At 38.5% G+C, this 4,563-nt stretch carries 3 protein-coding genes; all 3 read left to right on the plus strand.

Features of this window, described 5'->3' with window-relative positions; all coding sequences use genetic code 11:
* Positions 1-187: 187 nt before the first annotated feature.
* Genes H7254_RS16585 through H7254_RS16595 form a run of 3 tightly spaced genes read left to right on the plus strand, consistent with a single transcriptional unit; the run spans position 188 to position 4,444 of the window.
* Complete coding sequence (locus H7254_RS16585; protein ID WP_301934032.1) at positions 188-1,285, plus strand: glycosyltransferase; 1,098 nt, start codon at positions 188-190, stop codon at positions 1,283-1,285.
* Positions 1,286-1,326: 41 nt separating this feature from the next.
* Complete coding sequence (asnB, locus tag H7254_RS16590; RefSeq protein WP_301934033.1) at positions 1,327-3,201, plus strand: asparagine synthase (glutamine-hydrolyzing); 1,875 nt, start codon at positions 1,327-1,329, stop codon at positions 3,199-3,201.
* Between the two features lie 7 nt (positions 3,202-3,208).
* A complete protein-coding gene (locus H7254_RS16595; RefSeq protein ID WP_301934034.1) occupies positions 3,209-4,444 on the plus strand; it encodes a glycosyltransferase in 1,236 nt (411 codons plus the stop codon).
* Positions 4,445-4,563: the final 119 nt, after the last annotated feature.

Genomic DNA, 4,563 nt, shown 5'->3' on the forward strand with positions numbered 1-4,563 from the left:
TATACGACTTGCTGGTAGCTATTGTTTACAAAATTTTATACAACAATCACCCCATTTCCAGGGAAGCGTTTTGTGCAAGAAAAGATATGTTTGATTTGCAGTTGATACCCAATTAAATTTATTTCAACTGCATGCAATTAACCTTGTAGAAAATATTTTCCAAAAGAATATAAGTGCAGCTTCTTACGTGAAAAAAACAATTGTACATATCATTGATAATATGGCAGGGTGCGGAGCAGAAACCATGCTTGCAAATGTTATAAGACAATTGCCCGAGTACAATAATATCATCGTAACCCTATATCCCGAAAATGAATTCGGAAAAGAATTAGATGACGTTCCGTTCTACTGTCTGCACCTGCGGTCACATTTTCAAATACCATTGGCAGCAATACAATTAAGACGTATTATCAGAAAAAATAACGTACACATTGTACATAGTCATCTACTTTGGAGTACCGTAGTTGCAAGGTTGGGCACACCCAAAAAAATCCCTCTTATTACAACCATCCATACGTATGCTGCATCCGCCGTTGAATACAGTAAAATGTATATGAGGTTGTTGGAAAAATTTACTTATAGCATTAGAAAAACCATAATTATATCGGTAGCAAATGTATCATTACAGGCCTATTTTAGTGTACTTGGATTAAAACCATCTAAAGCATATATCCTGCATACGTTTGCAGACACGCCCATTTTTAACAATCGCGATAATTTTAAAAACCCATATAATACAAAAATATTCCGATTAGTTACAGTAGGCAACTTAAAGGAGGCAAAAAATTATTTCTTTTTATTGAATGCATTTAAAAATCTAACGCAGCAAAACATCAGTCTTGATATTTATGGAAAAGGCCCGCTGGATGTTCCCATGCAGAAGATGATAGTTGAATACGGATTGAACGTAACATTAAAAGGACAGGTAGCAAACGTGCAGGAAATTATAAATAAATACGATCTCTTTATAATGTCGTCTATCTATGAAGGATTTTCCATAAGCGTTCTGGAAGCCATGGCATTGGGTATGCCTTTGCTGCTGAGTGATATTGCTTCGTTCAGGGAACAATGTGAGGATACAGCCGTTTATTTTAATTTAAAAGACAGCAATGATTTTATAACCAAACTTCTTGCTTTAATAAATGATCGGCAGCAAAGAAAAATATTGGGTAATGCAGCAAAGGAAAGGCTTGTACAAAACTTCACAATCGAAAAGCACATGGAGCAATTGAAACAAATTTATACGAGTGCTTTTCCTGCCATCGAACCGCCCGTTCTTTCGTAATAATATTAACCTATTTTCGTTTTTACTCAAATCCCCGGTATATGTGCGGCATCGCAGGCTTTATTTCTCTTAACAACAGCATTACCGAAGCTCAGCTAAGGCAGGCCACGCAATTGATACAGCACCGTGGCCCCGATGCAGAAGGATTTTATTTCTCGGATGATAACAGCGTTGGCCTGGCTCACCGGCGGCTTTCCATTTTAGATTTATCTGCGGCAGCTAACCAACCCATGCTTTCTGCAGACGCCAGGTACTGCATCGTTTTTAATGGAGAAGTGTACAATTTTAATGAGCTTAAAAAACAACTAAAGGATAAAGGAGCTTCTTTAAAAACAAGTTCTGATACAGAAGTGATCGTAGAATTATTTGCTCAAAAAGGCCCCGCCTGTTTTGCCGAAATGAATGGCATGTTTGCTTTTGCCATATATGATAATAAAGAAAAAATAGTTACACTTTGCAGAGACCATGTGGGCATTAAACCGCTGTTTTTTTATGCAGATGGAAGTAATTTTATTTTTGCATCAGAACTAAAAGTGATCAAACAACTGGCGGGTAAAAAGTTGTCTGTTAACAAAAAAGCCATTCCATATTTTTTGCACCTGGGGTTTATTCCCGAACCATTAACCATCTACAACAATACTCATAAATTTCCGGCTGCTCATTTCCTGCAAATAAAATCGGAAGTGAAGTCATTCAGTGATGTTGTAAAAGAGACCACAGCATTCTGGCAATTAAAAGATACTATTCAGCCTGCAATTATCAGTGATGAAGCCACCGCAAAAAAGCAGTTGAATAATTTATTGTTTGATGCGGTGGAAAAGCAATTGATAAGCGATGTTCCTATCGGTACTTTTTTAAGTGGCGGAGTTGACAGCAGCCTCGTAACAGCAATATCAGCACGGGTTTGCGGCAGTGCTGCCATTAAAACATTTAGTATTGCCATTGATAATGGCAAATACAATGAATCTAAATTTGCCCGGCAAGTTGCAGCACATTTACATACGGAACATCATGAATTTATTGTAAAAGAAAAAGAAGTATTGGAGTTGGTAGATACCTTGCTGCCAGCATATGATGAACCCTTTGCAGATACTTCTGCATTCCCAACAATGATGGTTAGCCGGCTGGCAAAACAGCATGTAACGGTTGCGTTGAGCGGCGATGGTGGTGATGAATTGTTTCATGGATATGGAACGTATGAATGGGCTAAGCGTTTGTCGAATCCTTTGATGCCTTTGATAAAAGGCCCCTTGCATTTAGCATCTAAAATGATGGGTAATAAATACCAACGTGCCGGTAATCTTTTTGATAACAACGGGCAACATTTGCGGACGCATATTTTTTCGCAGGAGCAATATTATTTTAAAGAAAACGAACTGGAACATTTGCTGGTGCATCCAAATTTTAATTTTGATGCAATCAATGCGTTGCCGGATACAGCAAGACAATTATCTGCAGCAGAGCAACAGTCCTTTTGGGATTTTAATCATTATTTAAAAGATGATTTACTGGTAAAAGTAGACAGGGCCAGTATGCAATATGCATTGGAAAGCAGGGTGCCTTTGCTGGATTACCGACTGGTAGAATTTGCCTATAACCTGGCTCCGGAGCTTAAAATTAAGAACGGCTGCATGAAGTATTTGCTGAAAGAAGTGTTGTATGATTATGTACCCAAAGAAATTTTTAACCGGCCCAAATGGGGCTTCAGCATACCTTTGGTAAAATGGCTAAAAACCGATTTAAAATATTTGCTGGACAAATACACGTCAGTAGAAATCATACAAAAACACCAGGTGGTAAACGCAGCAGTTGTACAAAAAATGAAAGCACAATACTTAAGTGGAACTGATTATTTATTCAACAGACTGTGGCTGATAATTGTGCTGCACTGGTGGCTGGAAGAAAACAATGGTTAAGGAACGAATGCAAAAAAAAATTCTTTTTATATCATACGATGGAATGACCGACCCACTGGGACAGAGCCAGGTAATACCCTATTTACAGGGGTTGAGTAAAAATGGATTTCAATTATTTATTCTCAGTTGCGAAAAGCAAGCCGCATTTCTGCAAAACGAAAATGCTGTTAAAAAAATGCTGGACGGCTACAATATAAAATGGGTGCCCATTAATTATACCAAAAAGCCGCCCGTACTATCAACACTAAAAGATATTATTAATCTTAAAAGAAAAGCCAAACAAATTGATCGGTTGTATGGCATTGATATGGTGCATACCAGGCCCGGCATTCCGGCGTTAGTAGGCTTGTGGATGAAGCAAACAATGGGTATAAAATTTCTGCATGATATACGGGAGTTTTATGCACAAAGCCGTGTAGATGGTGGTATGTGGAATCTTCAACATCCACTCTATAAAATGGTGTATCGTTATTTTTTAGAGAAGGAAAAACAACAGGTGGCCAAATGTGATGGCATCGTATGCCTAACGTATGCAGCAGAGAAAATTATAAAGCAATTACCGGAATATAAAAGCAGCGTTCCTCTTGCAGTAATTCCCTGTAGTGCCGACATGGATTTGTTTGACCCTGCAACTATTCCTGCAGCACAAATACAGCAGTTACAACACGAATTAAATATAGGTGAAAAGGATGTTATCATCAGTTACCTTGGCTCTATTGGCGGTTGGTATATGACCAGCGAAATGCTTCGCTTTTGTAAACGGTTATCGGACAAAATTCCACAGGCAAAGTTTTTATTTATCTCACCACACCTGCATGATGTAATTGCAGGCGAGGCTGCAAAACACGGACTACCTGCGGACAAACTGATTGTAAAACACGGCACACGAGCCCAGGTTCCTGCACTTTTATCCTTGAGCAGCTATTCCGTTTTTTTTATTAAACCCTGCTATTCAAAACTATCTTCGTCCCCCACCAAACATGGAGAAATTATGGCCATGGGCATACCGGTAATTACCAACAGCGGCGTAGGTGATGTTGAAGAAATCGTTAACAAATACCATGGAGGTTATGTACTGAATAATTTTACGGACGAAACATTTGATGCTGCAATAGCTACCATCCTCGGCAATAAAAAATTTGATGCTGATGAACTTAGGAGTGGCGCAACAGATTTTTATTCACTGAAGAAAGCAGTGGAGCAATACACAGCCATTTACACGGAAATACTTTGTAAACAATGACGATTTTAAGTTGTGACAGATGCTTTTGTAAATAGGCCTTGCTACAGTCACCTTAGCTTTTGATAAAAGCTTGAAACAGGTATTGCGAAAAGGGAGTGATTCCCGAAGAAAAATCGGCA

The organism is Ferruginibacter sp., assembly GCF_014377975.1.
GTDB lineage: Bacteria > Bacteroidota > Bacteroidia > Chitinophagales > Chitinophagaceae > Ferruginibacter.

Bases quoted from the DNA above. Each gene is read 5' to 3' on its own strand.
- asnB (WP_301934033.1), top strand. From the start codon at position 1,327: ATGTGCGGCATCGCAGGCTTTATTTCTCTTAACAACAGCATTACCGAA.
- H7254_RS16595 (WP_301934034.1), top strand. From the start codon at position 3,209: ATGCAAAAAAAAATTCTTTTTATATCATACGATGGAATGACCGACCCA.